We start from the raw sequence: 26,752 nt of genomic DNA, 5'->3' as shown, positions 1-26,752 counted from the left end.
GACACCTCCGCATGACCATGACCCCCGAACAGGCCGCCTGGTTCCAGGGCACGTTCGCGCGCCTCGTCGACAACGTCGACCAGGCGCTGATGGGCAAGCGCGACGTGGTCGGGCTGGTGCTGGCGGCGATGCTCGCCGAGGGGCATGTGCTGCTGGAGGATGCCCCGGGCACCGGCAAGACGAGTCTCGCCAAGGCGCTCGCGGCCACCGTGCAGGGCACGTCCAGCCGCATCCAGTTCACCCCCGACCTGCTCCCCTCCGACGTCACCGGCGTGACGATCTACGACCAGGCGTCGCACCGGTTCGAGTTCCACAAGGGCCCCGTGTTCGCATCGATCGTGCTGGCCGACGAGATCAACCGCGCCTCGCCGAAGACCCAGTCCGCCCTCCTCGAGGTGATGGAGGAGTCGCGGGTCACCGTCGACGGCGTCGCCCACGAGGCCGGTCGCCCGTTCCTGGTTATCGCGACGCAGAACCCGATCGAGCAGGCCGGCACGTACAAGCTCCCCGAGGCGCAGCTCGACCGCTTCCTCATCAAGACGTCGATCGGCTATCCCGACCTCGCCGTCGCCGAGCGCATCCTCGCCGGCGCCGCCGACCGCAACCCGTCGGCGCACCTCTCCCCGCTCATCACGACCGGCGCCGTGGCCGACATGGCCGATCTGGCCGCGACCGTGCACGTCGAGTCGGCGGTGCTGCGCTTCACCGCGCAGCTGGCGGAGGCCACCCGCGAGGACCCGGCGGCGCGCCTGGGCGTCTCGGTGCGCGGCTCGCTCGCGATCATCCGCATCGCGAAGGTATGGGCCGCCGCGCAGGGCCGCCACTACGTGATCCCCGACGACATCAAGGACCTCGTCGCCCCCGTGTGGACCCACCGTCTCGTGCTCGACCCGGAGGCGGAGTTCTCCGGCACCACCGCCGAGACGCTGCTCGCGCGCGTCGTCGATGCCGTCGCGGCACCGCAGGCGAGGTCCGCCGCCTGATGACGGGGGAGGCACTCGCGCCCGCGCCGCCCGTCGCTTCCGCGGCGCGCGCCGCGGACGGCGGCGGCTGGCGCGAGATCGCGGGGCCCGCCGCATCCGCTCTCCTGCACCGCATCCGCGGGGTGCTGGGCGTCCTGCGCCCGATCACGTGGGTGCTGCTCGTCGGCGCGATCGCGCTGTGGATCGCGGGCGTCGCGCTCGGGTGGATCGAGCTCGTGGTCGCCGCGGTCGTGATCGCCGTGACCCTGGCGCTGTGCGCGCTGTTCCTCATCGGCCGCACCGCCTACGACGTCACGCTCGATCTGAACCGCACCCGGGTGATCGTGGGGGAGCGCGCCGTCGGCGCCCTCACCCTCGCCAACAGCGGCAGCCGCGCCATCCTGCCCTCCCGCGTCGTGCTGCCGGTGGGCGCCGGCCGCGGGGTCTTCCAGGTGAAGCGGCTCGCCGCGGGCGAGTCCGCCGAGGAGCTCTTCGCGATCCCGACCAACAAGCGCGCGATCCTCGAGGTGGGGCCCGTGAGCGTGGTGCGCGGGGATCCCCTCGGCCTCTTCGAGCGCGTGCACCGCCGCGACCAGCCCGTCGACCTCTACGTGCACCCGCGCACCGTGACGTTCGCCGGGCAGTCCCTCGGATTCCTGCGCGACCTCGACGGACTGCCGACCACCGACCTGTCGCCGGACGACGTGTCGTTCCACGCGCTGCGCGCCTACACGCCGGGCGACGATCTGCGCCATGTGCACTGGCGCTCCACGGCCCGCACCGGCGACGTGATGGTGCGCCAGTACGAGGAGACCCGCCGCTCCCACTTCGTGATCGGCCTCTCCCGCGGCGCCGCCGACTACCGCGACGCCGACGAGTTCGAGCTGGCGATCTCGGTCGCCGGATCGCTCGGCCTGCGAGCGCTGCGCGACTCCCGCCGTGTCGAGGTGCGGGTGCAGGGCCGGGGCCTGCCCTCGGCGACCGGAAAGCAGCTCCTCGACTCCCTGTCGGGCGTGGAGCACTCCCGTCCCCGCGAGGGCGGCATCGTCGAGCTCGCGGGTGTGATCTCCACCACCCTCGCGATGGCGAGCGTGGCCGTGCTCGTGTGCGGGAGCGGAGTGGATGCCGCGCAGCTCCGCGTCGCGTGCGCCCGGCTTCCGTTCGGGGCCCGGGCGCTCGCGGTCGTCGCCCGGACGGGCGCCACGCCGTCCCTGCGCCGCATCGGGGACGCCGACGTGCTCACCATCGGCGCGCTCGAGCAGCTGCCGATCGCCCTGCGGAAGGTGCTCGCATGAGCGGGTCGAGGCCCGCGGTCGGGGGCGCCGCGACGGTGCGCCGCGGCATCCTGGACCTCTCCGCCGTCGCGGTCCTGCTCGGTGTCGCCGTGGCGGGGTTCTGGCCCACCTTCGGCGGACCGTCGTACCTCGTGGCGGCGATCGGCGGCGTGCTGCTGGGCCTGGGCGTCGCGGTGCTCGGCGCGCGACTGCGCGTCGGCATCCTGCTGGTCGCGGCGCTCACGATCGTCGTCTACTTCCTCTTCGGCGGGGCGCTCGCCCTCCCGCACACCACGGTCGCGGCCGTCATCCCCACGATCGAGACGCTGCGTCAGCTCGCGCTCGGCGTGGTCACCTCGTGGAAGGCGCTGCTGACGACGGTGGCACCGGTGGCGGCATCCGACGGCCACCTGCTGGTGCCCTTCCTGCTGAGCCTCGTCGCCGCCGTGATCGCGGGGAGCCTCGCGCTGCGTCTGCGCTCGGCAGGATGGGCGCTGCTGCCCGCGGCGGCGTTCCTCGCCGTGCAGATCGCTCTGGGCACCGCGGAGCCCGCCGTTCCCCTCGTGCAGGGCGCCGTCTTCGCGGTGACCGCGGTGGTGTGGCTGGCGATCCGGCAGGCCGTCTCGACCCCGCAGAGCGCGGTGTCGCTCGGCGGGGAGCAGTCGGCGAGCCGGGGCACGGCCACGCGGCGCCTCGTGGCCGGCGGCGTGATCGTCGCGCTCGCCGCCACCGCAGGTGTGGCCGCGTCGGCGTTCGCCGCGCCGACCGGGCCGCGGTACGTGCTGCGCGATGTGGTGATCCCGCCGTTCGACATCCGGCAGTACCCCAGCCCGCTGCAGTCGTACCGCGCGTACGTGCGCGACGCGAAGCAGTCGACCCTGTTCACGGTGACGGGGCTCCCCGACGGAGCCCGGGTGCGTCTGGCCACGATGGACGCCTACAACGGGACGGTCTACAACGTCTCGGACGCCGGTGCCGGGTCCTCGAGCGCGTTCACCCCCGTCCGCGGGTCGATGTCGCCCGGTGCGACCGGCACCCCCGCGACCGTGCACGTGCAGATCGGCGAGTACTCCGGAGTGTGGATGCCGGATGCCGGCGCAGTCACCGAGGTGACGTTCGACGGCGACCGCGCCGAGGAGCTGCGCCGTGCGGCGCACTACAACGCCGCGACGCAGACCGGTGTCGTGACGGCCAAGCTGCGCGCGGGAGACGGCTACACCTTGGCGAGCGTCATCCCCGCCGTGCCGAGCGACGAGAGCCTGGCCGGCGTGGCGTTCGCGCCGCTGTCGATGCCGAAGCAGTCGGGCGTGCCCGAATCGCTCGCGAGCATGGCCTCCGACGCGGTCGCCGACGCGCAGTCCCCGATCGAGCAGGCGCGCGCCCTGCAGCAGCTGCTCGCCAAGGGCGGGTTCTTCAGCCACGGGCTCGAGGGCGAGGTGCTCTCGCGGGCCGGGCACGGGGCCGAGCGCATCACCACGCTGCTCGGCGGCCCGCAGATGATCGGCGACGACGAGCAGTACGCCACTGCGATGGCGCTGATGGCGCGGGAGATCGGGATGCCGGCGCGCGTGGTGATGGGCTTCTACCCCGACAAGGACCAGCAGAGGCCCGTGTTCGACGCGAACGGCGACAACCTGCACGCGTGGGTGGAGGTGGCCTTCGAGGGGGTGGGCTGGGTGCCGTTCGATCCGACTCCGCCGAAGGACCAGGTCCCCACCGACCAGACCACCAAGCCCAAGACCGAGCCGAAGCCGCAGGTGCTGCAGCCTCCGCCTCCCGTGCAGGAGCCGGCCGATCTGCCCCCGACTGTCGCCGACGACCGGAAGTCCGACCAGGAGAGCCCGATCGATCTCGGCCTGCTGCTCGCGATCGTCGGCTGGACCGCGCTCGGCCTGGGGATCCTGGCTCTGCTGGCCGCGCCGTTCGTCGTGATCGGCGCGATCAAGGCGGCGCGCCGTCGTCGACGGATCGCCGCCGAGCGCGGCGCAGACCGCATCAGCGGCGGCTGGGACGAGCTGCGCGACCGGGCGGTCGACTACGGCACGCAGGTCCGACCGGGATCGACGCACCTCGAGGACGCGACCGTGATCGCGGCGACGTTCGCCGAGCCGCGCGTGGCCACGCTGGCGCGACAGGCCGACGCCGACGTGTTCGGACCGGCCGATCCGAGCCCCGACGATGTGCGCGAGTTCTGGCGTCAGGTCGACGAGATCGTCGGCGGCATGGGCCGCTCGACCACGTTGTGGGGTCGGCTGAAGGCGCGGGTGAGCCTGCGATCGCTGCTCGTCGGCACCCGCATCGCGTCGCTCATCCCCGTCCGGAGTCCTCGCCCCGCGGGTGAGCGGAGCGCGGTGGAACCGGGCGCAGGGCCGCATCCGCCCGACTCCGCGGCGGCGCCCCCGCCGATCGGCGACGCGCCGTCCGCGCCGCAGCCCCCGGCATCCGCCCCCGCTCCCGAGGAGAACCGATGATCGATCAGCGGTCCCGCCCCCTTCCGCTGATCCCGGCCTCGATCGGCCGCCGGGTCGGCGTCTACGCGATCGACGTCGCCGTCGCCGCGCTCATCCCGCTCGCGCTGGCGCTCATCGCCGCCGGTGTGTTCTCCGCCGTGGGCCGTGGCTGGAGCGAGCGCAGCCTCGCGGTGGCGCTGCTGATCGCCTATCTCGTGATCGGCGCCCTGAACCTCGCGTGGCTCCTCCTCTACACCGCCCTGCAGGGCGGACGCGGCTCGATCGGGCAGCGGGCGCTCGGCGTGCAGCTGCGCGATGCGACCGCAGGCACCCCGATCGGCTTCTGGCGCGCGCTGCTGCGCAACGTCATCTGGGCGCTCGCCGGGTCGATCGTCGTCGGCTACTTCTCCCCGCTGTTCGACTCGTCGGGTCGGCGGCAGGGGTGGCACGATCAGGTCGCGCGCGCGATCGTCATCGATCGGAAGGCGACGGATGCCGCGGCATCCGTCGTCCCGCTGGCCCCGCCCGCGCCGCTCGCGAACCCCTACCTGCCGCCTCCCGCGGGTGCCCCGGCCGTGCCCGCGCCCGTGCCGGGCACGCGGTTCCCGTCGGCGACGCCGGCCTCGCCCGCACCCGTCGGGCCGCCGGCATCCACCTCCGCCGGGTTCGCACCCGCGGACTTCGCCCCGGCCGGGTCGCCCGCGACGCCCCCCGCGTCGGTGCCGCCGCCGGCATCGACGGGCATGATCTCCGCGGTGCCGGGCGTCACGTCCGAACCGTCCGAGGTTCGGAGCATCGCGCGTACGTCGGAGGGATCGGTCGAATCCCTCCGAACGTCGCACGATTCTCCGACGTCCGACGCGGGGGAGGCGGACGATCTCGACGCGACCCGCGCCGGGACGGCCCGTCCCATCGCGTCGCTCGCCTGGGACGACGGCACCGCCATGGCGGTGTTCGGCCGTACGCTGTTCGGCCGCAATCCCGCGCCGGAGGACGGCGCGGTCGCGGTCGCCGTCCGCGACGAGACGCTGTCGCTCTCCAAGACGCACTTCGAGGTCGACGGGGATGCCTCGGGCGTCTGGGTGATCGACCGGCACTCCACGAACGGCACGATCCTGGTGCGCGACGGACTGCGTCAGCAGCTCGCCGCGGGCACGCGCATGCCGCTGCGCTCCGGCGACCGCCTGGAGTTCGGAGACCGCCGGGTCTCGGTGGGCGGAGTCGCATGAGCGCACCGATCACGATCGTGGCCGGGTCGGCGACCGACACCGGCCTGCGCCGGCGCATCAACGAGGACTCGCACCTCGCGGCATCCCCTCTCTTCCTCGTGGCGGACGGGATGGGCGGACATCAGGCCGGCGAGGTCGCCTCGGCGGCGGTGATCGCGGAGTTCACGACACTGGTCGGTCGCCCGAGTCTCACGGTCGACGACGTGCAGGCCGCCCTGCGCCGCGCCCGACGCCGCGTCGAGGCGCTGCCCGCCGGAGCGGGGGCCGGCGCGGGCACGACCCTCAGCGGCGTCGTCGTGGCCGATGTCGAGGGCGAGGGGTACTGGCTCGCGATCAATCTGGGCGACTCCCGCACCTACCGGCTCAGCGACGGCGAGCTCGAGCAGATCAGCGTCGACCACTCCGTCGTGCAGGAGCTCGTCGACAACGGTCTCCTCGACCGCGACGCCGCCTCGCGCGACGCGCGTCGCAACGTCATCACCCGCGCGATCGGGGCCGGAAGCGACGGGGAGCCCGACTTCTGGCTGCTCCCCGCCGAGGCCGGCGACCGCATCCTGGTGTGCTCGGATGGACTGTCCGGCGAACTGGCGGAGGCCCGCATCGACGCGGTCCTGCGCAGCGAGGCAGACCCGCAGGCGGCCGCGACCCGCCTCGTGCACGAGGCGATGCTGCACGGCGGGCGCGACAACATCACCGCTATCGTCGTCGATGCGACGGGGGTGCGCTCGCGCGCCGGAGGGGCGGATGCCTCGCACGACACCGCCGGGTCCGCCCCCGACGACGAGTTCGACGCCGACACCCGCCCGCGGGCGACGCAGGCGGCCGGAGGAGGCAGCTGATGACTGTGCGGTATGCACCGGGATCGTGGCGGGTGGTCGTCACGCCGCGAGGACTCGTGGTGCTGGAGGAGGGCGTCGCCCCCGAGCTGCTCGCCCGCATCTGGGAGCAGGTCGCCGCGGGGCGCGGGTTCGCCGCCGTGCTCGAAGCGCTCGCGGGAGCTTTCGGCACCTCGCTCGCCGGCATCCCGCCGTTCGCCGTGGCCCTCGCCGAGGACGACGCCGTGCGCCTGGCCGTGCGCGGCGCCTTCACCATCGCCGTCGAGACCGCCGGGGGCGCCGAGGAGGTCTCGGGAGCGGGCGTCACCACGTGGACCGAACGCGTGGTCCCCGGGGCGCTCCGGGTGTCCGTCCGCCGCCCCGGCGCCGGTGCGGCTCTCCTCCCGGTCCGCGACGGCGTGATCGCGGCCGAGGCCCTCGAGTGGGAGCCGACGGATGCCGCCCCCGCCGTCTCGTCGCCCGGAGCCCTCGAGCGCGCCGGCGCCGTCCCGTCGCGACCCGACCCCGAGCCCGAGCCTTCGACCGAGGCCTCCGCTCCCTGGTCGTCGCGCGAGGAGCGCAGCGAGGACGGGCCACACCTCGACGCCTCCGAGGCGGCTCCGTCCGATCCGCCTCCCGCTGCGCGCGGTCCGTGGTCGAGCCTCTCCTCCGCTGTCCCGGATCCCTCGTCGGTCCTCGAGCCTGCTCCCTCCTCGGACCCGACCCCCGCTCCGGACCCCGCGCCGGCCTCGCCGGGCGGACTCATCGGCTCCGTCCCCACCCTGGCCTCGGCCGACACCTGGCTGCCGCCCGAGTCGACCATCGCCCCGCCTGCCGAGCCCGCAGGGAGCGTCGATCCGCTCGACGCGACCACCGGCTACGACCACCTCTTCGGAGCCACCGTCGTGCGTTCCGTGGAGGAGGCCGCCGTGCGCATCGAGGAGGGCGGGGACGACGCTCCGACGGGCTCGGAGACCGGGGACGCCGGCTCGGCGACCGACGGTCCGGGGCACGCGGAGGGCGACGTGCTGGGCGATCACGACGGCGCGACCATCTCGGCCGCGCAGGCGCGGGCCCTGCGCGAGAACCTCGCCTCCGGCCTCACCGACTCGGGGCCGCCGCCGCTGGCGCCCCCGCGCGCGCCGGCACCGGGGCGCATCCGCCTCTCCACCGGGCAGGAGTTCGCGCTCGACCGCACCGTGGTGATCGGTCGGCGGCCGCGCTCCACGCGGGTGAGCGGCACCGATCTGCCGCACCTGGTCGCCGTCGACAGTCCCGAGCAGGACATCTCCCGCAGCCACCTCGAGCTGCGGGTCGAAGGCGATGCGATCCTTGCGACCGACCTGCACACCACGAACGGCACGACCCTGCGCCGTCCGGGCTCCGAGCCGGTGCGTCTGCACCCCGGCGAGCAGACGGTGGTGGTCGCGGGCGATCTGCTCGATCTCGGCGACGGCATCGAGGTCACCATCGAGGAGGTGCCGTGAGCGGCAAGCGGGCGCCGATGACGCCCCCCGATCTGCCGGGGTTCACGTACGTCAGCCTCCTCGGCTCGGGCGGCTTCGCCGACGTGTTCCTCTACGAGCAGGAGCTGCCGCGCCGCCGGGTCGCGGTGAAGGTGCTGCTCACCGAGCGCATCTCGACGGGGTCCGTCTCGGAGTTCACCGCCGAGGCCAACGTGATGGCGATGCTCTCCACGCATCCCGCGATCGTCACGATCTATCAGGCGGGCGTCGCCCGCGACGGACGGCCGTACCTCGTGATGGAGTACTGCCCCAAGCCCAATCTGCAGGTGCGGTACCGGCGCGAGCCGTTCTCGGTGGCCGAGTCGCTCCGGGTGGGCGTGCAGGTCTCCGCCGCCGTCGAGACCGCCCACCGCGCCGGCGTGCTGCACCGCGACATCAAGCCGGCGAACATCCTCGTCACCGAGTACAACCGTCCGGCCCTCACCGACTTCGGCATCGCCTCCACCACGGGGGCGGTCGCCGAGTCGGCGGGACTGTCGATCCCCTGGTCGCCGCCCGAGTCGTTCGCCGACGTGCCGCAGTCCAATGCCCGCTCCGACGTGTACGCGCTCGGCGCCACCGTGTACACGCTCCTCGCCGGGCGCTCGCCGTTCGAGGTCCCCGAGCAGCGCAACACCGCGGCCGATCTCATCCAGCGCATCGAGACGGCGCCGCTGCCCGCGCTCGGCCGCGCCGACACCCCGCCCGCGCTGTCGCGCGTCCTCGAACGGGCGATGGCGAAGAACCCCGCCGATCGCCACGAGAGCGCCCTCGCGTTCGCCCGCGCGCTGCAGAAGGTGCAGATCGAGCTGTCGCACTCGGTCACCCCCATCGACATCCTCGACGACGGCCTTCCGGAGAAGGTCGAGGAGGACGAGGACGACGGGCTCACCCGCGTCCGCGGCGTCGTGAGCATCAGCCCCGAGACCTCGCCCGCCGCCGGACGCACCCGCCCCTCCGCGACCACGCGCCAGGTGCCGTCGCAGTTCGACGTGGGTCCGCCGCCGCCGGTGCCCCCGGCATCCGTCGCTCCGATCTTCGCGCCGTCGGCTCCCGACGAGACCGTGCGCCGTGACGCCGTGGCCGACGTGCGCGCGGCCGCCGCACCGGCCCACGAGGTCGCGCCGATCGACGAGACGATCGTGCGCGCGCCCGCGTTCGAGGAGCCCCCGGCACCGGCGACGGATGCCGCGCCGCCCCGTCGCCCCCGCCGCGTGCTGCTGTGGTCGCTGCTGGCCGTCGCCGCGGTGATCGTGGCCGCGGTGATCGTCGTGGTGTCGCTGCCCGCCCTGGTGGGCGATGCGCCGACCGCCACTCCCGCGGCGTCGCGGACGCCCGAACCGCAGGACCCGATCAGCACCGCCGTCGGCGCGCCGAAGGACCTCGCGGGGACGGTCACCCCCGCCGGCGTCGTCTTCACGTGGACGAACCCCAGCCCCAAGGAGGGCGACACCTACCTGTGGGGGGTCGCGACGATCGGCGCGGAGCCCGACTACAAGATCGTCGACCAGCCCACCGTCACGGTGGCGCCCAGCGCCGGAGGGCAGACCTGCATCCAGGTGATCGTGCGCCGGACCAACGGCAGCGCGTCCTCCCCGGCGACAGGGTGCGCCCCGTGACGGCGGCCGATCCGACCACGCGTCCGCCGGCCGGCGCGCTCACCGTCGAGTTCGCGGGGGAGTGCTTCCCCGTCGCTCCGGGCGCCGTCTTCCGCGTCGGACGCGAGGGCGATCTCGCGCTCGATGACAACCTCTTCCTGCATCGTCACTTCCTCACCGTGGAAAACGTCGACGGGCTGTGGCTGCTGTCCAACGTCGGCAGCCGCCTCGCCGCGACGGTGACAGACTCGGGCAGCCGTGTCCAGGCGTGGCTCGCCCCGGGCGCGCGCCTGCCCATCGTGTTCGAGACCACGTCGGTCATCTTCAGCGCGGGTCCGACCACCTACGAGCTCACGATCCACGCCGCCGAGCCCGCGTTCCACGAGACGCAGCGCCTGGAGGACGACGGCGGGCAGTCCACGATCGGCGACGTGCCGCTCACGGTCAGCCAGCGCCTCATGATCCTCGCGCTCGCCGAGCCGGTGCTGCGCCGCGAGGGGGCCGGTATGAGCGAGCTGCCCACCTCGGCGCAGGCCGCCGAGCGACTGGGCTGGACCCTGACCCGCTTCAACCGCAAGCTCGACAACGTGTGCGACAAGCTCGACCGCATCGGCGTGCAGGGCATGCGGGGCGGCGCACGCTCGTACGCGACGAATCGGCGCGTGCGGCTCGTCGAGCACGCCGTCGCGGCGCGGCTCGTGACGCGCGAAGACCTGCCCCTGCTGGATGCACCGCCGCAGCTCGAACCGGGCGCCGGCGGAGAGGAAGACGCGTGAAGCTGAAGTTCACCCTCCAGCGCCCTGCCGGGGCGATCGATCTGGAGGTCACCGCCGACGGCACCTCGACGGTGGGCGACATCGCCCGCACCCTCGCCGTGGCGGACCCCGCCGGCTCTCCGGTCGACCCCGGGCGGCTGACGCTGCTCGCGCACGAGTCGGCCGGCCCCCGCGTGATCGCGCCCGACCGCGCCGTGGGAGAGTCGGGCATCCGCTCCGGCACGACGCTCGAGCTGACCGCCGCGCCCGAGGCATCCGCCGACGACGCTCCCGCCGCCGTGCTGCGGGTGCTCTCCGGCCCGCACGCCGGCACCGAGCACGCGCTGCGCTCGGGCTCGAACGTGATCGGCCGCGACCGCTCGGCCGACATCGTGCTCGACGATGCCCTCGTCTCCAAGCGCCACGCGCGGGTCAACGTCGACGCCGACGTCGAGATCATCGACCTCGGTTCGGCGAACGGCCTGCTCATGGGCGGCGAGCAGGTGGTGCGCACCGCGCTGGGACCCGCCGACGTGGTCACCCTCGGCGGCACCGAGATCGCGATCGTTCCGCTGAGCCGCCCCGGCACGGTGCACGCGGCCTCCGCGACGGTCGACGTGGTGCGCTCGCCGCGCGTGGTGCCGCGCTACGAGAACGCGGACTTCGCGGCGCCGAAGCCCCCCAAGCCGCCGCAGCTCAACCGCCTGCCGATCCTCGCGCTGCTGGCGCCGCTGGTGATGGGCGCCGTGCTGTTCGTGATCACGCAGAACGCGATCACGATCCTCTTCATCGCCCTCAGCCCGCTCCTCATGATCGGCGCCTTCCTCGACAACCGTCTGACCTCCCGCGCGCAGCACAAGAAGGACGTCGCGAACTTCAACGATCTGTTCGACCACTTCGACCGGCGCATGCAGCACGAGCAGGTGCGCGAGCGGGACGTGCGCGACCGCGAGACCCCGGCGCTCGCCGAGGCGCTGTCGTCGCTGTCGTCGTGGGGCGACCTGACCTGGACGCACCGGCCCGAGCATCCGTCGTTCCTCACCGCCCGGATGGGCACCGGACGGCTGCCGTCGCGCGCGAGCATCGAGCTGAGCGGCATCGAGGAGACGCTGCCGGAGTTCGCCGATCGGCTCCTGAGCCTGCAGCAGCGGTACGCCGAGATCGACGACGTGCCCGTGGTGGCCGATCTGCGCGAGGCCGGCGGCGTCGGCGTGGCCGGAGCGAGGGGGCAGGCGGATGCCGCGGCCCGCGCGCTGCTCATGCTGCTGGTCGCGACCCACTCGCCCGCCGAGCTCGTGGTGACGGCGTTCACATCGCCGGCGACCCGCCCGGCGTGGTCGTGGCTGGAGTGGCTGCCGCACACGAGCTCCCCGCACAGCCCCATCGACGGCGCCCACCTCGCCGCGAACCCCGGGACCGGCGCCGCGCTGCTGTCGCGTCTGGAGGGGCTCGTCGAGGAGCGCGCGGCCCAGGTGACCGGCGCGGAGCGCGACCGCACGCGCGGGCCGATCGAGACGGGCAAGGGGCAGGATGCCGCAGCCCCCGTCCTGCCGGTGGTGGTCGTGCTCGTCGAGGACGAGGCATCCGTCGACCGCGCCCGCCTCACCCGCCTCACCGAGCGCGGGGCGGACGTGAGCGTGCACGTCGTGTGGGTCGCGCCGCACCAGGGGGCGCTGCCGGCCGCGTGCCGCACGTTCCTCACCGTGTCGTCGGTCGCCGACGACACGGCCGTGGGCATCGTCCGCCGGGGGCTCACCAGCACGCCGGTGCGCGTCGAGCTGCTCGACGAGGGCTCGGCCACCGCGTGGGCGCGCGTCCTCTCACCCACCGTCGACGCGGGCACCCCCGTCGAGGACGAATCCGATCTGCCCCGCACCGCCTCGTACATCGACCTCGCCGGGACCGATCTCGGCGGCGACTCCGGGGTGATCGTCGACCGCTGGCGCGAGAACGACTCGGTCACGCCGCGCGACGGCCGCACCCCGCAGCGGCGGGCGAAGGAGGGCAACCTCCGTGCCCTCGTCGGCTACGCGGGAGCGGGGGCGTTCCACCTCGACCTGCGCGCGCAGGGCCCGCACGCGCTCGTGGGCGGCACCACCGGCGCGGGCAAGAGCGAGTTCCTGCAGTCTTGGGTGCTGGGCATGGCCTCGGCGCACAGCCCCGACCGCGTGACGTTCCTGTTCGTCGACTACAAGGGCGGCTCGGCGTTCGCCGACTGCGTCGACCTGCCCCACACCGTGGGGCTCGTCACCGACCTCTCGCCCCACCTGGTGCGTCGCGCGCTGACGTCGTTGCGCGCGGAGCTGCGCTATCGCGAGCACCTGCTCAACCGCAAGAAGGCGAAGGACCTGCTCTCGCTCGAGCGCACCGGCGACCCCGAGACGCCGCCGAGCCTCATCATCGTGGTCGACGAGTTCGCCGCCCTGGTGAACGAGGTGCCGGAGTTCGTCGACGGAGTGGTGGATGTCGCACAGCGCGGCCGCTCCCTGGGCCTGCACCTCATCCTCGCCACGCAGCGTCCCGCGGGCGTCATCAAGGACAACCTGCGTGCCAACACGAACCTGCGCGTGGCCCTGCGCATGGCCGACGCCGAGGACTCCACCGACATCCTCGGCGTGCCGACGGCCGCGCACTTCGACCCCGGCATCCCGGGTCGCGGGGCGGCCAAGACCGGCCCCGGGCGCATCGTCCCGTTCCAGACCGGCTACGTCGGCGGCTGGTCGACGGGCGAGAAGCCCCGCCCGCGCATCGACATCCACGAGCTCGACTTCGGCACGCGCGCCCCGTGGGAGGCGCCCGAGGAGGGCGTGGCCGAGGTCGTCGACCCGGGACCCACCGACATCGCCCGCATCGTGCGCACGGTGCGCAGCGCGGCATCCGGACTCTCCATCCCCGCACCGCGGCGGCCGTGGCTGGACGAGCTCGCCCCCACGTACGACCTGTCGCGGCTGCCCAGCCCCCGCACCGACGAGCGGCTGCTGCTGGGCGTGCTGGACGACCCGACCACGCAATCGCAGCCGACGGCGTTCTACGAGCCCGACCGCGACGGCAACGTGGCGCTGTTCGGCACCGGCGGCTCGGGCAAGAGCACGGCGCTGCGCGCGATCGCGGTCTCGGCGGCGATCACCCCGCGCGGCGGACCGGTGCACGTGTATGGCCTCGACTTCGGCGCGAGCGGACTGCGCATGCTCGAGGCGCTCCCGCACGTGGGCGCGATCATCTCGGGCGACGACAACGAGCGGGTGACGAGACTGCTCCGGATGCTGCGCGACATCGTCGACGAGCGCTCCGCGCGCTACGGCGACCTGCGCGCCGGCACGATCACCGAGTACCGCCGGCTCGCCGAGAAGCCCGACGAGCCGCGCATCCTGGTGCTGATCGACGGGCTCGGCGCGTTCCGCGAGCAGTACGAGTTCGCCGCGGGCCAGAGCGCGTGGTTCACCCTGTTCTCGCAGCTGGCCGTCGACGGCCGGCAGGTGGGCGTGCACTTCGTGATGGCCGGCGACCGGCCCAACACGCTGCCGACCTCGATCGCCTCCACCGTGCAGAAGCGGTTCGTGCTGCGCATGGCCGCCGAGGACGACTACCTCCTCCTGGGCGTGCCGAAGGACGTGCTCGGTCCGACGTCGCCGCCCGGCCGCGGGCTGCACGACGGCGATGAGGTGCAGTTCGCCGTACTCGGCGGGAGCGCCAACATGGCGGTGCAGTCGCGCGAGCTCGAGCGCCTGGGCGAGGCGATGCGCCGCAACGGGATCGCCGCCGCCCCCGGGGTCGGGCGCCTGCCCGAGCAGGTCGCGCTCGCCGAGCTTCCCGTGCGCACCGCCGCGGGCGCGCTCGCCATCGGCCTCGCCGACCTCGACCTCGCGCCTCTCGGCATCGACCCGGTGGGCGCGTTCATGCTCGCCGGTCCGGCCGGCGCCGGTCGCACGACCGCGCTCGCCACGATCGGGGCCGCGCTGCGGCGCGCCGACCGCGGCCGGCACGTCGTGCACCTGTCTCCGCGCAGGACGGCGCTGGCAGTGGCATCCGACCCGCAGCTGGCGGCGCAGGATGCCTCGGCGGTCGCCGCACTCGCCGACAAGCTCGCCGACGCGATCGAGGCCGGTCAGCTGGCCGCTCCGGCGGTGCTGATCGAGCACGTCACCGAGTTCACCGGCTCGGAGGCCGAGACGCCGCTCGACCGCCTGATCCGCGTCGCGGTGCGCGCCGACGGGTTCGTCGTGGGGGAGGCGGAGTCCTCGACGTGGAGCCAGGCGTGGATGCTCGCCCAGCCGTTCAAGGCGGCGCGCCGCGGGCTGCTGCTGGCGCCCAGCGACGTCGACGGCGACGCCCTCTTCGGCACGTCACTCGGGCGGGTCAAGCGTGCTGATTTCCCTCCTGGCCGGGGATTCGTCATCCACCAGGGTCGCGCGGTGCGCCTCCAGGTGGCCACCCCCGGAGCGCCGGAGTGAAGGGTGGGGAATCGGTGGGGATTTGTCCCCATCGACGCCTTTCGCCCTCACCGGTTAGCGTCTAGGTACACGGAAGGAACGCTTCCGGGGGACGCGTTCCGGAACAGCCCGGAATCACCATCACGAAACGAAGGAGTACACCATGGCCGTTTGGGGTCTTGACGTCCAGCAGGTCCGCCAGCTCTCGAGCCAGCTCAACACCAAGGCGGGCGACATCCAGGGCATCCTCACCACGCTCACCAGCCTCCTCAACTCCACGCAGTGGACCGGTCCCGACGCCGAGCAGTTCCGCAGCGACTGGTCGGGCTCGCACACCGCCGCCCTGAAGAACGTCATCACCGCGCTGCAGGACGCCTCGCAGAAGGCGTCCTCGAACGCCTCCGCGCAGGAGAGCACCTCCTCCTCGCTGTAAGCAGGTTCACCGGCTTCGAGCGTCGAGCGACGAGCGAAGCGCGGAGACGAAACGCGGTGACGTCTGCGAGACGGTCACCGCGTTTCGTCTCCCTTCGTTCACTCGACGAGCGATACCGCACGACACGAGAGGATGCCGCCCGTGGGGGTGTACGGAGCAGACGTCGCGCAGCTGCGCGGCACCGCGACCGAGCTCGACCGCGCCGCCGAGCGGCTCGCGTCGATCTCGACGACGCTGGGCAGCGCGCTGGAATCCGCGCCCTGGTACGGAGCGGATGCGGCATCCTTCCGCTCGCACTGGAGCAGCGACTACTCGCGCCGCATCGCGGACGGCTCGGCCCGGCTGCGCGAGGCCGCACGCACCCTGCGGGCCAACGCCGACGACCAGGAGCGCACGAGCGCGGCCGCCGGAGGATCGGCGCCCGGCACCGGTCCCGGTGGCCACTCGGGGGCCGGCGCCAACCCCGGCAAGGGCGGCGGCGGCGTCGCCGCCCCGGACGGTTCGCCGAAGATCGTCGTCGGCGCCGACGGTGAGGCGGGGCCGCTCAGCCTCAAGGGCCGCGTCGGCGCGAGCGCGCAGTTCGACGACAACTGGAACGTCGCCGGCGTCGACGTGCACCGGCAGGGCGACTACGGCGTCGGCGCCAAGGGCCAGGTCGGCGGCAACTTCACGTTCTCCGGCGACGAGAACCGCGGCTTCACCGGCGACAAATGGGGCGACAAGGACATCGAGAAGCCCGGTTCCGCGAAGGTCGAGCTCGGCGTGCTCGCCACCGGCAAGGCCGGAGCATGGGCCGAGGACAAGCTCACCGCAGAGCTCGGCGTGGCCAGTGGGAGCGCCGGCTACGAGGCGCTCGCCGGCGCGCGCGCCGACGCGGGAGCGGGACTCAAGCTCACCGATGACGGTCTCGAGGCGGGCGCGAAGCTCGGCGGGTTCGCCGGCGCCGAGGCCAAGGGCACGCTCAGCGGCGAGGTCGCGGGGCTCTCCGGCGGCGTCACGGCGGGCGTGCGCGCGGGCATCGGGGCCGAGGCATCCGTCACCGCCGACATCGGCCTCGACAAGGTGAAGTTCGAATTCGAGCTCGGCGCCTCGCTCGGCGTCGGCTTCAGCATCAAGCCCTCCATCTCGTTCAGCCCGGTCGAGATGGCCTCCGACGTCAAGAAACTGTTCGGCTTCTAAAGCCCGAAGGAGACACGCATGCCCCAGGCATCCTTCCCCGGTCCGTCGTTCCCCGCCTACCCGGCGATCACCCTCGAGTACCCCGAGGGGTGGGAGCCCCGGCCCGTCGTCGACGCCGTGCTGGCCGTGCTGGACGAGCGCGGTCCCGACGCGTTCTCGCCGAACGTGGTGGTCGGCATCACGCGCGCGGGCCGTGACGTGACGCTGTCGACCGCGGCGGACGCGCTGCAGACCGAGGTCGCCGGGCTCCGGGAGGTCGCTCCCGTCGACGCCGCACAGGTGAGCTTCGACGGCGCGTCGTGGTTCGTCTCGGAGTTCGCCTACGTCTCGGGGGCCGCGGGCACGATCATGCAGGTCGTGGCCGTCGCCGCCGTCGGCAACGGGCCGTTCACCGACGTGGTGCGCGTGACGGGTACCGCGAGCCCCGCCGATGTCGAGGAGTCGCTGCCGGTCATCCGCCGGATCATCGCCAGCACCCGCATCGCCGCGGTCTGACTCCCATGGGCGGCGGCGTGTACGGAGCGGATGTCGCTCAGCTGCGCGCCGCCGCGAGCGAGCTCGATCGCTCCGCCGACCGCCTCGCCGCCGTGAGGACCGACCTCGGCGCGCAGCTGGCCCGCACGCCGTGGACGGGGCAGGATGCGGCATCCTTCCGGGCATCGTGGGACGGGGCGCACGCGCTGCGCCTGACCGGCGCCGCCGACCGCCTGCGCGTGGCCGCCGCCGTGCTGCGCCGCAACGCCGACGCGCAGGAGTCGACGAGCGCGGCATCCGGTGGCTCCCTCGGCGCGCTCGGCGGCCCGGCGAGCGGACCGATCGGAGGGTCGGCGCAGCATCCGCCGACCGGGTCGACCCCGGCGCAGGTCTCGGCCTGGTGGCAGTCGCTCACGCCCTTCCAGCGGAAGGTGCTGCTGACGTCGCATCCCGAGCAGCTCGGCGTGCTCGACGGGATCCCGGCGGCGGTGCGCGACCAGGCCAATCGTGCGGTGCTCGCGACAGAGCTGGATCGCCTCGCCGCGAGCGAGCCGCCGCGGACACGGACCGACCTGGCTCTGGGCGTGCCCTACGGCGGCGCGGGTCTCAACCCCGCCTGGCTGGTCTGGGATGAACGTCGACGGAGTCTCGTGAGCGCGGCCGCCATCCTCGCGGGAGATCCCTCGCTGTCACTGCTCCTCCTGGACGCGCGCGGCACCAGCCGGGTCGAGGTCGCCTTCGCCACGGGAGACGTGGACGCCGCCGATCACGTGGGCGTGTTCACGCAGGGTCTGCTGTCGAACACCGCGAACGCGCAGGGCGTGCAGAACGCGGTCACTTCGATGAACCAGCTGCGCGCCGAGGGCGAACGGCTCCTGCTTCGCGAGGGAAGAGGCGACGAGACCGTCGCGATGATCACGTGGATGGGGTACGACTCCCCCCAAGGAGGAGATGTGCTCGTCGATGCCGACGCGATCGCGGGTGCGTCACGCCTCGAGACGTTCTCCGAGGGAGTGCGGGCGATCAACGAGCATGCGCACCTCTCCGGCCTCGGGCACTCGTACGGCTCGCTCGTGACGAGCCTCGCTGCTCAGCGCACCTATGTCTTCGACGATGTCGCGGTCTTCGGATCGCCGGGGCTCCGCGCCGACGACGGCGCCCAGCTCCAGGTGCCCGCCGGTCACGTCTACGCGCTGGCGACCGACTGGGACCCCGTGGCGGGATCGGGGCACTTCGGGCCCGTTCCCACGCACATGCCCGGCGTCCAGGCGCTCAGCACGGCCGCGCAGGGCGACCTCTCGGGTCCGTCGGGCTTTCCGTGGGATCGGCACTCGCAGTATCTCGTCGACAGGAGCACGAGCCAGCGGAACCTCGCCGCCGTGGTCGTCGGCGCCCAGGATGCGATGATTCGATGATGCGCACCTCACCATCCGTCCGGGCTGTGGCAGCACTTCTGGTCGTGCTGACCACGGGTGCTCTGGCGTCCTGCACCACGAGGAGTAACGACATGACAGACACACCGTCGATCGACGTCGCCGTGGCGAAGTACGACCAGGTGGCCGCGCAGATCCGGGACATCGTCGTGGCGGAGTACCCGGGCGCGGCGTGGTCGGAGGGTCGTCCGGCCGGCCAGTCGGGTGGCGATGCTCCGGAGCAGACTCGGAGGACCTCGCCGATCTGGGTCGTCGACGTGCCGCTCGCCGACGACGCGGCGGCGCGCGATCGTGTGGTCGAGGCCGCGGACAAGGTGCTGACGGCGGCGGGCATCGATGGGTTCGCCGTCGTCGTGGCGCGCCCCGGTGATTTCGAGTACGTCGCCGGTGATGCGTGGGGCGTCTCGTTCAATCTCGGCGGTATGAAGAACGTCACCCTCAGCTACGAGACCGGCTCGCTCCCGAAGAACTGAGTCGGATGCCGCGCTCAGCGACCGGCGTCGTAGAGGTGCCGACCGCCGGAGCCGAGCACCTTCACCACGACACCGCGGCGATGCAGTTCGGCGACCGTGCGGGTCTCCTCGTCGATGTCGCGGCCCAGCGCGTGCACGGTCGCCACGACCAGCACGTCGCCGGAGCGCAGCGTGCCGAACAGGCGCACCAGCCGCTGCTCCCAGCTCTCCATGGTCTCGGGTGCCGGGTGGCGGAAGCCCTCGATCGGCACGCCGAAGTGCGTGAGCGCGTCGCGCTGCTCCTTGATCGAGGGCATGTCGTCGCGCGAGATCACCAGACCCACGAGGCGTGAACCGGCCGGCCGCGCGCGCCACCAGTTGCGGTCGCTCTGCAGCTCGGTGAAGCACTTCGGGCACTCGGCCGCGGGATGCGGCAGGTGCAGCGGGCTCGTCAGGGCCGTGCCCGCGGCATCCGTCTGCGTCAGCTCCGTCGCGTCGCCCATGCGCGCCCCCTACCCTCCCTCCCATTGTGCCCCGAACCGGAGGCGTCGTCGGCCCCCTTGGCATCGGCGTGCTCCATCGAACGGTCACGACTCGCCGCGCGGGTGCGTGCCGATGCGGCGAGTCGTGACCGTTCGTCGAGGACGAACGGATGCCGAGCCCGCCGTCGCGACGACCGTGCGCGTCAGTCCTCGTCGCCGAGCCGCAGCTGGATGCTGATCTCGTCGGCGTCGAGCTCCGCCAGCGCGTGCCGCAGCGCGGCGGTGCTGAAGGTGCCCTCGGACGACAGCTCGTTCAGTCGCCGGCGCATCACCCCGATCATCGCGAGCCGCAGCTCGATGAGGTCGCGCGCCCGTGCGGTGGTGTCGTCGTCGGGGGGAGCGGTGAAACGCGCCCCCGCCGACTGCACGAGCCCCTCCGGGAAGTCCGTCCCATCCCGCCGTACGATCGCGACCGCGTCACCGGTGAGCGCGGATGCCGCGGCGTCGCGCAGCTCGAGATCGAGAGCCTTCTGCTCCTCGGCCGTCGGCCCGACGCGTCCGGATCCGGTGAGCTTCAGCATCCGTGCCACCCCCGGAAGGGTGAGCCCCTGCAGCACGAGGCTTCCGGTCGCGATCAGGAACGCGACGAACACCAGCAGGGGCCGCTCGGGGGCGTCGGTGGGCAGGGTCTGCGCGGCGGCGAGTGTGACCACTCCGCGCATCCCCGCCCACACGATGATCGCGCCGTGCCGCCAGCCCAGGGGCGCGGACTGGTAGTAGTCGAGGTCGGCGACCATGCGCGACACCCGACGGCGGGTGCGGGCGAGCCACCTCTCCCGCCGTTCGGGGTCCGCGGGCACCCGGCGCCCCCGCGGCTGGGTGGCGGATGCCTCGGGGGAGGCCACGATCGCCTCGAACCTGTCGGAGAACCCGTCGATCCGCTCCCGTCGCTCGCCGTGCCGGCGGGCGCGCACGCTCTGGCGCCAGATCAGCCACGACACGTAGCCGGCGCGCACCGCGATGAGGATGACGAAGGCCACCGCGGCGAGCGACGCCGCACGGCCGAGGCCCTGATGGTCGCGGAAGTTCGCGATGACGATGTCCTTGAGCTCGAGGCCCATCACGAGGAAGACCGCGCCCTCCAGCATGAGCTCGATCGTGCGCCAGTTCAGCTCGTCGGAGAGTCTCTGCTCGGGGGTGAACCGCCGCACCGCGCCCTGACCCGTGACGATGCCGGCGACCACCGCAGCGACCAGCCCCGACCCGCCAAAGTGCTCGGTGGGGAGGTACGCGGCGAACGGCACCACGAAGCTGATCGCGGTGTTGGCCGCGGAGTGCGAGACCCGCTCGCGCACCCGCAGGTTGAGCCAGCCCACGATGCCGCCGACGATGAGCGCGAGGAACACGCCCCACGCGAACGATCCGACCGCTTCGCCGAAGGACAGGGTGCCGGCGACGAACGCGGCGACGGCGGTGCGCAGCACCACCAGCGCGGTGGCGTCGTTGAGCAGGCTCTCGCCCTCGACCATCGTGATGACGCGCGGGGCGATGCCCAGACGCTTCGCGATGGTGGTGGCGACGGCATCCGTCGGGCTGAGGATCGCGCCGAGGCCGATCGCGAGCGGCAGTCCGAGACCGGGGATCGCCCAGTAGAAGAAGAATCCGAGGGCGACCGAGCTGACGAGCACCAGCACGACCGACAGCCCCGCGATCGGGCGGAAATCGCGGCGGAACTCGATCGCCGGGAGGGACACCGCCGAGGAGTACAGCAGCGGGGGGAGAACCCCGACCAGGATGATCTCGGGGTTGATCGGCTCGAGATGCACGAACGGCAGCAGGCTCACCGCGCCGCCGATCGCGACCAGGATCAGGGGACTGGCGACGCCCAGGCGTGGTGCGATCGCGCTCACGAGGGCGATCACGACGATGAACGCCAGCGCGATGAGCAGCGAGTCGAGCATCCCCCGAGCCTATTGCGGGCCCCTGTCCCGCACACCGCGGTGCAGGCGCGAGGGCGGGCGTGCCGGTACCGTGACCACATGACATTCAACGACGATGCCCGCATCGGCAAGACCACGGCCCGTCGCCGCGGTGCCGGCGTCGCCATCGCCGGAGGCGGGGTCGGACTCGTGGGGATCGCCGTGCTGCTGATCTCGCTGTTCACCGGCACGGACCTCACCGGGCTCCTCGGCGGGGGCGCCGCCGACCAGGGCCAGGGCGGCGGAGCCGGCGGGCAGGCGATCACGAACTGCACCACCGGCGCCGAGGCCAACGCGAGCGACGAGTGCCGGCTGGTCGCGGCATCCGTCGTCATCGACACCTTCTGGACGCAGAGCCTCGACGGCTACCGTCAGCCGCAGCTGATCATCGTCGACGGATCCACCTCGACCCGGTGCGGCACCGCCTCCAACGCCACCGGGCCGTTCTACTGTCCGCCCGAGGAGACCGTCTACATCGACCCCGCCTTCTTCGGTCTGCTCCGCCAGCAGTTCGGCACCGACGCCGGATCGCTGGCGCAGATGTACGTGCTCGCGCACGAGTACGGGCACCACGTGCAGAACCTCGTGGGCGTGATGCGCGACCATCCCGACAACGGCACCGGCCCCGACAGCAACGGCGTGCGCACCGAGCTGCAGGCCGACTGCTTCGCCGGCGCCTGGGTGGCGGATGCCGCGCAGGTGAAGGATGCGAGCGGCACCGCGTACCTCCAGCCGGTCACGCAGGCGCAGATCAACGACGCGCTCGCCGCTGCGGCCGCCGTGGGCGACGACCACATCCAGCAGCAGTCCGGCGGCGCCGTGAACCCGGAGAGCTGGACGCACGGCTCGAGCGACCAGCGGCAGCGCTGGTTCGCGGCCGGCTATCAGGGCGGCGTGAACGCCTGCGACACCTTCTCGGTTCCGGGGAGGAGCCTGTGACCAATCCGAAGAAGATCGACGCCCTCTATCCGCCGATCAAGCCGTACGAGACGGGATACCTGCTCGCCGGCGACGGCCAGCGCATCTACTGGGAGCAGAGCGGCAACCCCGAGGGCAAGCCCGTCGTGTTCCTGCACGGCGGCCCCGGCGGCGGCACCTCGCCGTGGCAGCGGCAGCTGTTCGATCCGGAGCGGTACCGCATCGTGCTGCTGGACCAGCGCGGCTGCGGGCGCAGCACCCCGCACGCCAGCGACCCCGACGCCGACCTGCGCTTCAACACGACGTGGCATCTCGTGGCCGACATCGAGCTGCTGCGCCGCAACCTCGGCATCGCCTGCTGGCAGGTGGTCGGAGGGTCGTGGGGGAGCGCCCTCGCGCTCGCCTACGCGCAGACCCACCCCGAGTCGGTCGCCGAGCTGGTGCTGCGCGGCATCTTCACGCTGCGTCGTCACGAGCTGGAGTGGTTCTACGAGGGCGGGGCGTCGGCGATCTTCCCCGACCTGTGGGAGGAGTTCATCCGGCCCATCCCGGTGCTCGAGCGCTCGCGCATGATCGAGGCCTACCACCGGCGGCTCAGCGACCCCGATCCGGCGGTGCACGGACCGGCCGCGATGGCTTGGACGACCTGGGAGGCCTCGACCCTCACGCTCCGTCCCGACCGCCGCCTGGTGAGGACGATGACGGATGCCGCGACCGCGACCGCGTTCGCCCGCATCGAGAACCACTACTTCATGCACGGCGGCTGGTTCGAGGAGGGGCAGCTCATCGCGAACGCGGGACGGCTGCGCGGCATCCCCGCCGTCATCGTGCAGGGCCGCTACGACGTGTGCACGCCGATCATGACCGCGTGGGATCTGCACCGTGCGTGGCCGGAGGCGGAGCTGGTGATCGTCGACGACGCCGGGCACTCCGCCACCGAGCCGGGCATCGCCGCGGCGCTCGTGGCGGCGACCGACCGCTTCGCCGCGTCCTAGACGGCGGACGCGGCCGCGCGGAGGAGGTCGGCGGCGACCTCGCCGATCACGATCGCGGGCGCGTTGGTGTGCCCGCGGATGAGCGTGGGCATGACCGAGGCATCCGCCACCCGCAGCCCCGTCACGCCGCGCACCCGCAGCTCGGGATCGACGACGGATGCCTCGTCGGTCCCCATCCGTGCGGTCCCCACCGGGTGGTAGAGCGTGTGCGAGTAGCGGCGCAGCGACATCTCGGCGCGCTCGGCCGGCGTCATGCCCTCGCCGCCCTCCGGCTGCACCCAGCCACCCGTGGTGACCGCGCGCAGCGCGTCGGTCGCGACGAGCTCCTCGCACGCGGCGAGACCGGCCAGCATCGTCGCGGCATCCACGCCGTCGGGGTCGGACAGGTAGCGCGGATCGATGACCGCCTTGTCGTGCGGGTCGGACGAGGCCAGCCGGATCGTGCCGCGGCTGCGCGGCCGCAGCAGGATCGCGCCGACCGTGATGCCTTCGGCGGGCAGCGGCACGAGTCCCTCGCCCACGTACGGCGCGGCGGCGAAGATGATCTCGATGTCGGGGAGCTCGGCGGGGATGTCCGCATCCACTCCGGTGCGCACGAAGCCGTACGCCTCGGCGACGTTGGAGGTCAGCATCCCGCGTCGCTGGGTGAGGTAGGCGGCCAGCTGGGCCGGCTTCTCCGCGCCGTAGAGGGTGCCGCCGCGCGCGGCCGGGGCGAGGCCCGCCACCAGGTGGTCCTGCAGGTTCTCACCGACTTCGGAAGCGTCGACGAGCACCGGGATGCCGCGCTCGGCGAGGTGCGCGGTGGGTCCGATGCCGCTCAGCATCAGCAGCTGCGGCGTGTTGATCGCGCCGCCGGCGAGGATCACCTCGCGCCGGGCGAGCGCGTGCCGCGTGATGCGGTCGATCTCGACGTACACGCCCGTTGCGCGCGGGGCGGCCCCGAGCACCGTCTCGAACGTCACCCGCCGCACGAAGGCGCCGGTGACCACCCGCAGGTTCTTCCGCCGCGCGGCGGGGCGCAGGTAGGCGTCCGCCGTCGACGCGCGGGCGCCGCGGTGCTGCGACACCCGCGTCTCGGTGAAGCCCTGACCCGCCGGCAGGTTCGCGGCGGTGACCGGATGCCCCGCCTCGGCCGCGGCCCGCAGGAAGGCCGCCGTATGGGGGCGCGGGTCGCGCTGGCGCTCGACGGACTGCGGCCCCGCGGTGCCCTGCGTCGGGTCGGCCGGATCCTCGGTGCGCTCGACCCGCAGGAAGTAGGGGACGAGCGACTCCCACGACCACCGCTCTCCGGCGGTCTCGGCCCAGCCGTCGTAGTCGGCGGCGAACCCGCGCACCCACATCATCGCGTTGAGCGACGACGAGCCGCCGAGGGTCTTCCCCCGCGGCCAGAAGATCGTGCGGTCCTCGAGCGCCGGCTGCGGGACGGTGTCGTAGCCCCAGTCGTACGGGCCGCGGAAGAGCTTCGAGAATGCCGCCGGCACGTGCAGCTCGAGCGCCCTGTCGGGGCCGCCGGCCTCCAGCAGCAGCACCTCCACGGCCGGATCCTCGCTCAACCGCGCGGCCAGCGCGGCCCCCGCGGATCCGGCGCCCACGATCACGTAGTCGGCAGCCAGCGCCCGCGTGCTCATGCGCCGAACGCCTTCGCGAGCGTCACGGACAGCCGCGCCCAGTCGCCGTCCATGCGGAAGCGGGTGAACCCCTCGCTCACCGCGGCGCCCGTGCGCGACGTGACGAACCACGGCGGCTTGGGCAGCACACTGCGCCGTGACGGACGGAAGGACCGCGGATGCCTCAGCGACCGCGGGAACGGACGGAACGGTCCGCGCGCGACCGAGCGCTCGACGCCGTCGAGCAGGAACGCGTTGTGCACGACGCCGATGCCGCTGCCCACGTCGTCGATCGTCGCGCCCGGGAATGCGCCCCAGGTGAGCGTCGGGGTGAGGAACGCGAACGCCGTCCACGTGTTGACCGCGATCGCGCCGTAGCGCAGGTCGGCGATCGCCCGCTCGAACCCGTCGCCGAGCGCGTCCTGCGTCACCGGGTCGACCAGCACGTTGGCGCCGAGGGTTCCGGTGAGCCGCTCGTTGGCGTGCGCGACGGCGGCGTCGAGGAACTCCTGGCCGTTCCCCGGGAGCGCCACCACACCCAGCACGGGCGCGAAGTACTCCGTGGTCTCGAGGGGCGTCGCATCGTCGTCCGGGCCGAGCTCGACGATCGCGCGGCTGTGCCCCGCACTCCACCGCGCGTCGGGGTAGGCCGTCGCCGCGGCATCCATCCGCTCGTCGCTCTTCGGGTACCACACCGGCCGTTGCGGCGTGCGGTCGTAGGCGGCGCGCAGGGCGTCGAGGAAGGCCGCGCGCTGCGGCCAGTCGGCGCTGACGATGACCACCTGACCGGCGATGCAGTTGTGGCCACTGTTCTGCAGGCGCATCGTGGCGACGTGCTCGGCGTGGAACGCGAGGTCGGCGGCGGTCCACGCGCCCGGCACCACGATGATCGGCGAGACACCGCCGAGCTCGGCGGTGATCGGCGTGGTCAGCGCCGGGCGGCCCTCGCGGCGGCGGCGCGTGGCGACCCCGCCCGTCCCCCACACGATGTGGTCGAAGGTGGCCGCCGATCCGGTGATGTGCACGTGCGAGACATCCGGATGCCTCGTCAGATACGCGCCCACGTCGCCGCCGCCCGTCACGATGCGCAGCAGGCCCGTCTCGATCAGCGGCGCGAGTGCGCGCTCGAAGACGGGCACGAGCGCGTCCTGCGTGGGGTTGACCTTGAGGATCGCGACGCGGTTGTGCGCGAGCAGTTCGTACAGCACGTCGAGCACCGGGATGGAGGTGATGTTGCCCGCGCCGAGCACCAGACCGATCTCGGCGGGCGCGGTCGGGTGCAGCTGCCCGAGGCCGGCCGTGCGACGCGCGTGCGCGGCGGTGACGCCCGGCGCGAACCACACCTCGCCGGTGTAGCCCGACAGCAGCAGGCCGTCGACGGCGCTCGTCGGGAACGTATGGGCGCGCACGCGTCCGCCCGGAGCCTCGTCGATGCGCACCCCATCAAGCGGACTGCGCCCCGCCGCCAGCGCGGCGAGCGAGGTGCGGTAGGCGTCGAGGGCGACGAGCGCGGCGTAGGGCCCGGAGAGCCACTCCTCGCCGCGGAGCGGATGCCCGGGCTCGAGCCCCTTCGACAGCGACGCGGTGTCGGCCCAGTCCTCGGCGGCGGCCGAGACGGTGTCGTGCAGGCGCTCGAGGAGGCGTGCGCGCTGACCCGGCGTGAGGTGCGGCCACGCCCGCGCGCCCCTGCCGAGCTGGGCGAGGGCGGCGTCGATCCGCTCGCGCTCGTCGGCGGGGAGGTCGGTTCGAACGGCCACGGCGCTCTCCTTCGTGCGGGCTTCT

The 26,752-nt window shown here is 73.2% G+C and carries 20 protein-coding genes; 16 read left to right on the top strand and 4 right to left on the bottom strand.

The genetic code is table 11. The features are described 5' to 3' along the window. Positions 1-11: 11 nt before the first annotated feature. The 14 genes from ACSJDX_RS05415 (at position 12) to ACSJDX_RS05350 (ending at position 19,010) form a co-directional block, all read left to right on the top strand. A complete protein-coding gene (locus ACSJDX_RS05415; protein ID WP_438354541.1) occupies positions 12-983 on the top strand; it encodes an AAA family ATPase in 972 nt (323 codons plus the stop codon). Next, positions 983-2,257, top strand: coding sequence for a DUF58 domain-containing protein (locus ACSJDX_RS05410; protein ID WP_438354540.1), 1,275 nt, complete (start codon positions 983-985; stop codon positions 2,255-2,257). The genes ACSJDX_RS05415 and ACSJDX_RS05410 overlap by 1 nt, the downstream gene beginning before the upstream one ends. Then, on the top strand, positions 2,254-4,707 hold the full coding sequence (locus tag ACSJDX_RS05405) for a transglutaminaseTgpA domain-containing protein (protein ID WP_438354539.1): 2,454 nt from the start codon (positions 2,254-2,256) through the stop codon (positions 4,705-4,707). Before ACSJDX_RS05410 ends, ACSJDX_RS05405 begins: the two co-directional genes overlap by 4 nt. Then, the gene (locus ACSJDX_RS05400) at positions 4,704-5,915 is read left to right on the top strand and encodes an RDD family protein (RefSeq protein ID WP_438354538.1); all 1,212 of its coding nucleotides are present in this window, start codon (positions 4,704-4,706) and stop codon (positions 5,913-5,915) included. The genes ACSJDX_RS05405 and ACSJDX_RS05400 overlap by 4 nt, the downstream gene beginning before the upstream one ends. After that, a complete protein-coding gene (locus ACSJDX_RS05395) occupies positions 5,912-6,754 on the top strand; it encodes a PP2C family protein-serine/threonine phosphatase (protein ID WP_438354537.1) in 843 nt (280 codons plus the stop codon). The genes ACSJDX_RS05400 and ACSJDX_RS05395 overlap by 4 nt, the downstream gene beginning before the upstream one ends. Next, positions 6,754-8,217 carry an FHA domain-containing protein gene (locus ACSJDX_RS05390; protein WP_438354536.1) on the top strand — a complete coding sequence of 488 codons (1,464 nt, stop codon included), beginning with the start codon at positions 6,754-6,756 and terminating at the stop codon, positions 8,215-8,217. The genes ACSJDX_RS05395 and ACSJDX_RS05390 overlap by 1 nt, the downstream gene beginning before the upstream one ends. Beyond that, positions 8,214-9,854 (top strand): serine/threonine-protein kinase, encoded by a 1,641-nt coding sequence (locus ACSJDX_RS05385; protein WP_438354535.1) that lies wholly within the window; start codon positions 8,214-8,216, stop codon positions 9,852-9,854. The genes ACSJDX_RS05390 and ACSJDX_RS05385 overlap by 4 nt, the downstream gene beginning before the upstream one ends. After that, positions 9,842-10,609: a hypothetical protein gene (locus ACSJDX_RS05380; RefSeq protein WP_438354534.1), complete on the top strand. Its 768-nt coding sequence runs from the start codon at positions 9,842-9,844 to the stop codon at positions 10,607-10,609. The genes ACSJDX_RS05385 and ACSJDX_RS05380 overlap by 13 nt, the downstream gene beginning before the upstream one ends. Continuing rightward, on the top strand, positions 10,606-15,039 hold the full coding sequence (locus ACSJDX_RS05375) for an FtsK/SpoIIIE domain-containing protein (protein ID WP_438354533.1): 4,434 nt from the start codon (positions 10,606-10,608) through the stop codon (positions 15,037-15,039). The genes ACSJDX_RS05380 and ACSJDX_RS05375 overlap by 4 nt, the downstream gene beginning before the upstream one ends. Before the next feature lie 142 nt (positions 15,040-15,181). After that, complete coding sequence (locus ACSJDX_RS05370; protein WP_438354532.1) at positions 15,182-15,451, top strand: WXG100 family type VII secretion target; 270 nt, start codon at positions 15,182-15,184, stop codon at positions 15,449-15,451. Between the two features lie 141 nt (positions 15,452-15,592). Then, the gene (locus tag ACSJDX_RS05365) at positions 15,593-16,630 is read left to right on the top strand and encodes a hypothetical protein (RefSeq protein WP_438354531.1); all 1,038 of its coding nucleotides are present in this window, start codon (positions 15,593-15,595) and stop codon (positions 16,628-16,630) included. An 18-nt stretch (positions 16,631-16,648) separates the two neighbouring features. After that, the gene (locus ACSJDX_RS05360) at positions 16,649-17,125 is read left to right on the top strand and encodes a hypothetical protein (protein ID WP_438354530.1); all 477 of its coding nucleotides are present in this window, start codon (positions 16,649-16,651) and stop codon (positions 17,123-17,125) included. A 5-nt stretch (positions 17,126-17,130) separates the two neighbouring features. Next, complete coding sequence (locus ACSJDX_RS05355) at positions 17,131-18,519, top strand: alpha/beta hydrolase (protein WP_438354529.1); 1,389 nt, start codon at positions 17,131-17,133, stop codon at positions 18,517-18,519. A gap of 92 nt (positions 18,520-18,611) precedes the next feature. Beyond that, a complete protein-coding gene (locus ACSJDX_RS05350; RefSeq protein ID WP_438354528.1) occupies positions 18,612-19,010 on the top strand; it encodes an LppA family lipoprotein in 399 nt (132 codons plus the stop codon). A 14-nt stretch (positions 19,011-19,024) separates the two neighbouring features. On the opposite strand, the gene ACSJDX_RS05345 is transcribed toward ACSJDX_RS05350, so the two are convergent. After that, a complete protein-coding gene (locus ACSJDX_RS05345; RefSeq protein ID WP_438354527.1) occupies positions 19,025-19,492 on the bottom strand; it encodes a recombinase family protein in 468 nt (155 codons plus the stop codon). Between the two features lie 182 nt (positions 19,493-19,674). Beyond that, entirely contained in the window at positions 19,675-21,432 is a 1,758-nt protein-coding gene (locus ACSJDX_RS05340) for a cation:proton antiporter (RefSeq protein ID WP_438354526.1), read from the bottom strand. Between the two features lie 78 nt (positions 21,433-21,510). On the opposite strand from ACSJDX_RS05340, the gene ypfJ reads away from it, so the two are divergent. Both ypfJ and pip read left to right on the top strand, forming a co-directional pair. After that, positions 21,511-22,389 carry a KPN_02809 family neutral zinc metallopeptidase gene (gene ypfJ / locus ACSJDX_RS05335; protein WP_438354525.1) on the top strand — a complete coding sequence of 293 codons (879 nt, stop codon included), beginning with the start codon at positions 21,511-21,513 and terminating at the stop codon, positions 22,387-22,389. Then, positions 22,386-23,363: a prolyl aminopeptidase gene (pip, locus tag ACSJDX_RS05330; protein WP_438354524.1), complete on the top strand. Its 978-nt coding sequence runs from the start codon at positions 22,386-22,388 to the stop codon at positions 23,361-23,363. The genes ypfJ and pip overlap by 4 nt, the downstream gene beginning before the upstream one ends. Here pip and ACSJDX_RS05325 read toward each other — a convergent pair. Both ACSJDX_RS05325 and ACSJDX_RS05320 read right to left on the bottom strand, forming a co-directional pair. Continuing rightward, complete coding sequence (locus ACSJDX_RS05325; RefSeq protein ID WP_438354523.1) at positions 23,360-24,991, bottom strand: GMC family oxidoreductase; 1,632 nt, start codon at positions 24,989-24,991, stop codon at positions 23,360-23,362. The genes pip and ACSJDX_RS05325 overlap by 4 nt on opposite strands. Then, positions 24,988-26,727, bottom strand: coding sequence for an aldehyde dehydrogenase family protein (locus tag ACSJDX_RS05320; protein WP_438354522.1), 1,740 nt, complete (start codon positions 26,725-26,727; stop codon positions 24,988-24,990). Before ACSJDX_RS05320 ends, ACSJDX_RS05325 begins: the two co-directional genes overlap by 4 nt. Between the last annotated feature and the right edge of the window lie 25 nt (positions 26,728-26,752).

The organism is Microbacterium fluminis, assembly GCF_051549805.1.
Lineage (GTDB): Bacteria > Actinomycetota > Actinomycetes > Actinomycetales > Microbacteriaceae > Microbacterium.
The sequence above is the reverse complement of the archived record's forward strand: the minus strand, read 5'-3'. Positions and strand labels throughout refer to the sequence as shown.

Coding starts and splice junctions, on each gene's coding strand:
- ACSJDX_RS05415 (WP_438354541.1), top strand. CDS start 12: ATGACCATGACCCCCGAACAGGCCGCCTGGTTCCAGGGCACGTTCGCG.
- ACSJDX_RS05410 (WP_438354540.1), top strand. CDS start 983: ATGACGGGGGAGGCACTCGCGCCCGCGCCGCCCGTCGCTTCCGCGGCG.
- ACSJDX_RS05405 (WP_438354539.1), top strand. CDS start 2,254: ATGAGCGGGTCGAGGCCCGCGGTCGGGGGCGCCGCGACGGTGCGCCGC.
- ACSJDX_RS05400 (WP_438354538.1), top strand. CDS start 4,704: ATGATCGATCAGCGGTCCCGCCCCCTTCCGCTGATCCCGGCCTCGATC.
- ACSJDX_RS05395 (WP_438354537.1), top strand. CDS start 5,912: ATGAGCGCACCGATCACGATCGTGGCCGGGTCGGCGACCGACACCGGC.
- ACSJDX_RS05390 (WP_438354536.1), top strand. CDS start 6,754: ATGACTGTGCGGTATGCACCGGGATCGTGGCGGGTGGTCGTCACGCCG.
- ACSJDX_RS05370 (WP_438354532.1), top strand. CDS start 15,182: ATGGCCGTTTGGGGTCTTGACGTCCAGCAGGTCCGCCAGCTCTCGAGC.
- ACSJDX_RS05360 (WP_438354530.1), top strand. CDS start 16,649: ATGCCCCAGGCATCCTTCCCCGGTCCGTCGTTCCCCGCCTACCCGGCG.
- ACSJDX_RS05355 (WP_438354529.1), top strand. CDS start 17,131: ATGGGCGGCGGCGTGTACGGAGCGGATGTCGCTCAGCTGCGCGCCGCC.
- ACSJDX_RS05350 (WP_438354528.1), top strand. CDS start 18,612: ATGACAGACACACCGTCGATCGACGTCGCCGTGGCGAAGTACGACCAG.
- ACSJDX_RS05345 (WP_438354527.1), bottom strand. CDS start 19,492: ATGGGCGACGCGACGGAGCTGACGCAGACGGATGCCGCGGGCACGGCC.
- ACSJDX_RS05340 (WP_438354526.1), bottom strand. CDS start 21,432: ATGCTCGACTCGCTGCTCATCGCGCTGGCGTTCATCGTCGTGATCGCC.
- ypfJ (WP_438354525.1), top strand. CDS start 21,511: ATGACATTCAACGACGATGCCCGCATCGGCAAGACCACGGCCCGTCGC.
- ACSJDX_RS05325 (WP_438354523.1), bottom strand. CDS start 24,991: ATGAGCACGCGGGCGCTGGCTGCCGACTACGTGATCGTGGGCGCCGGA.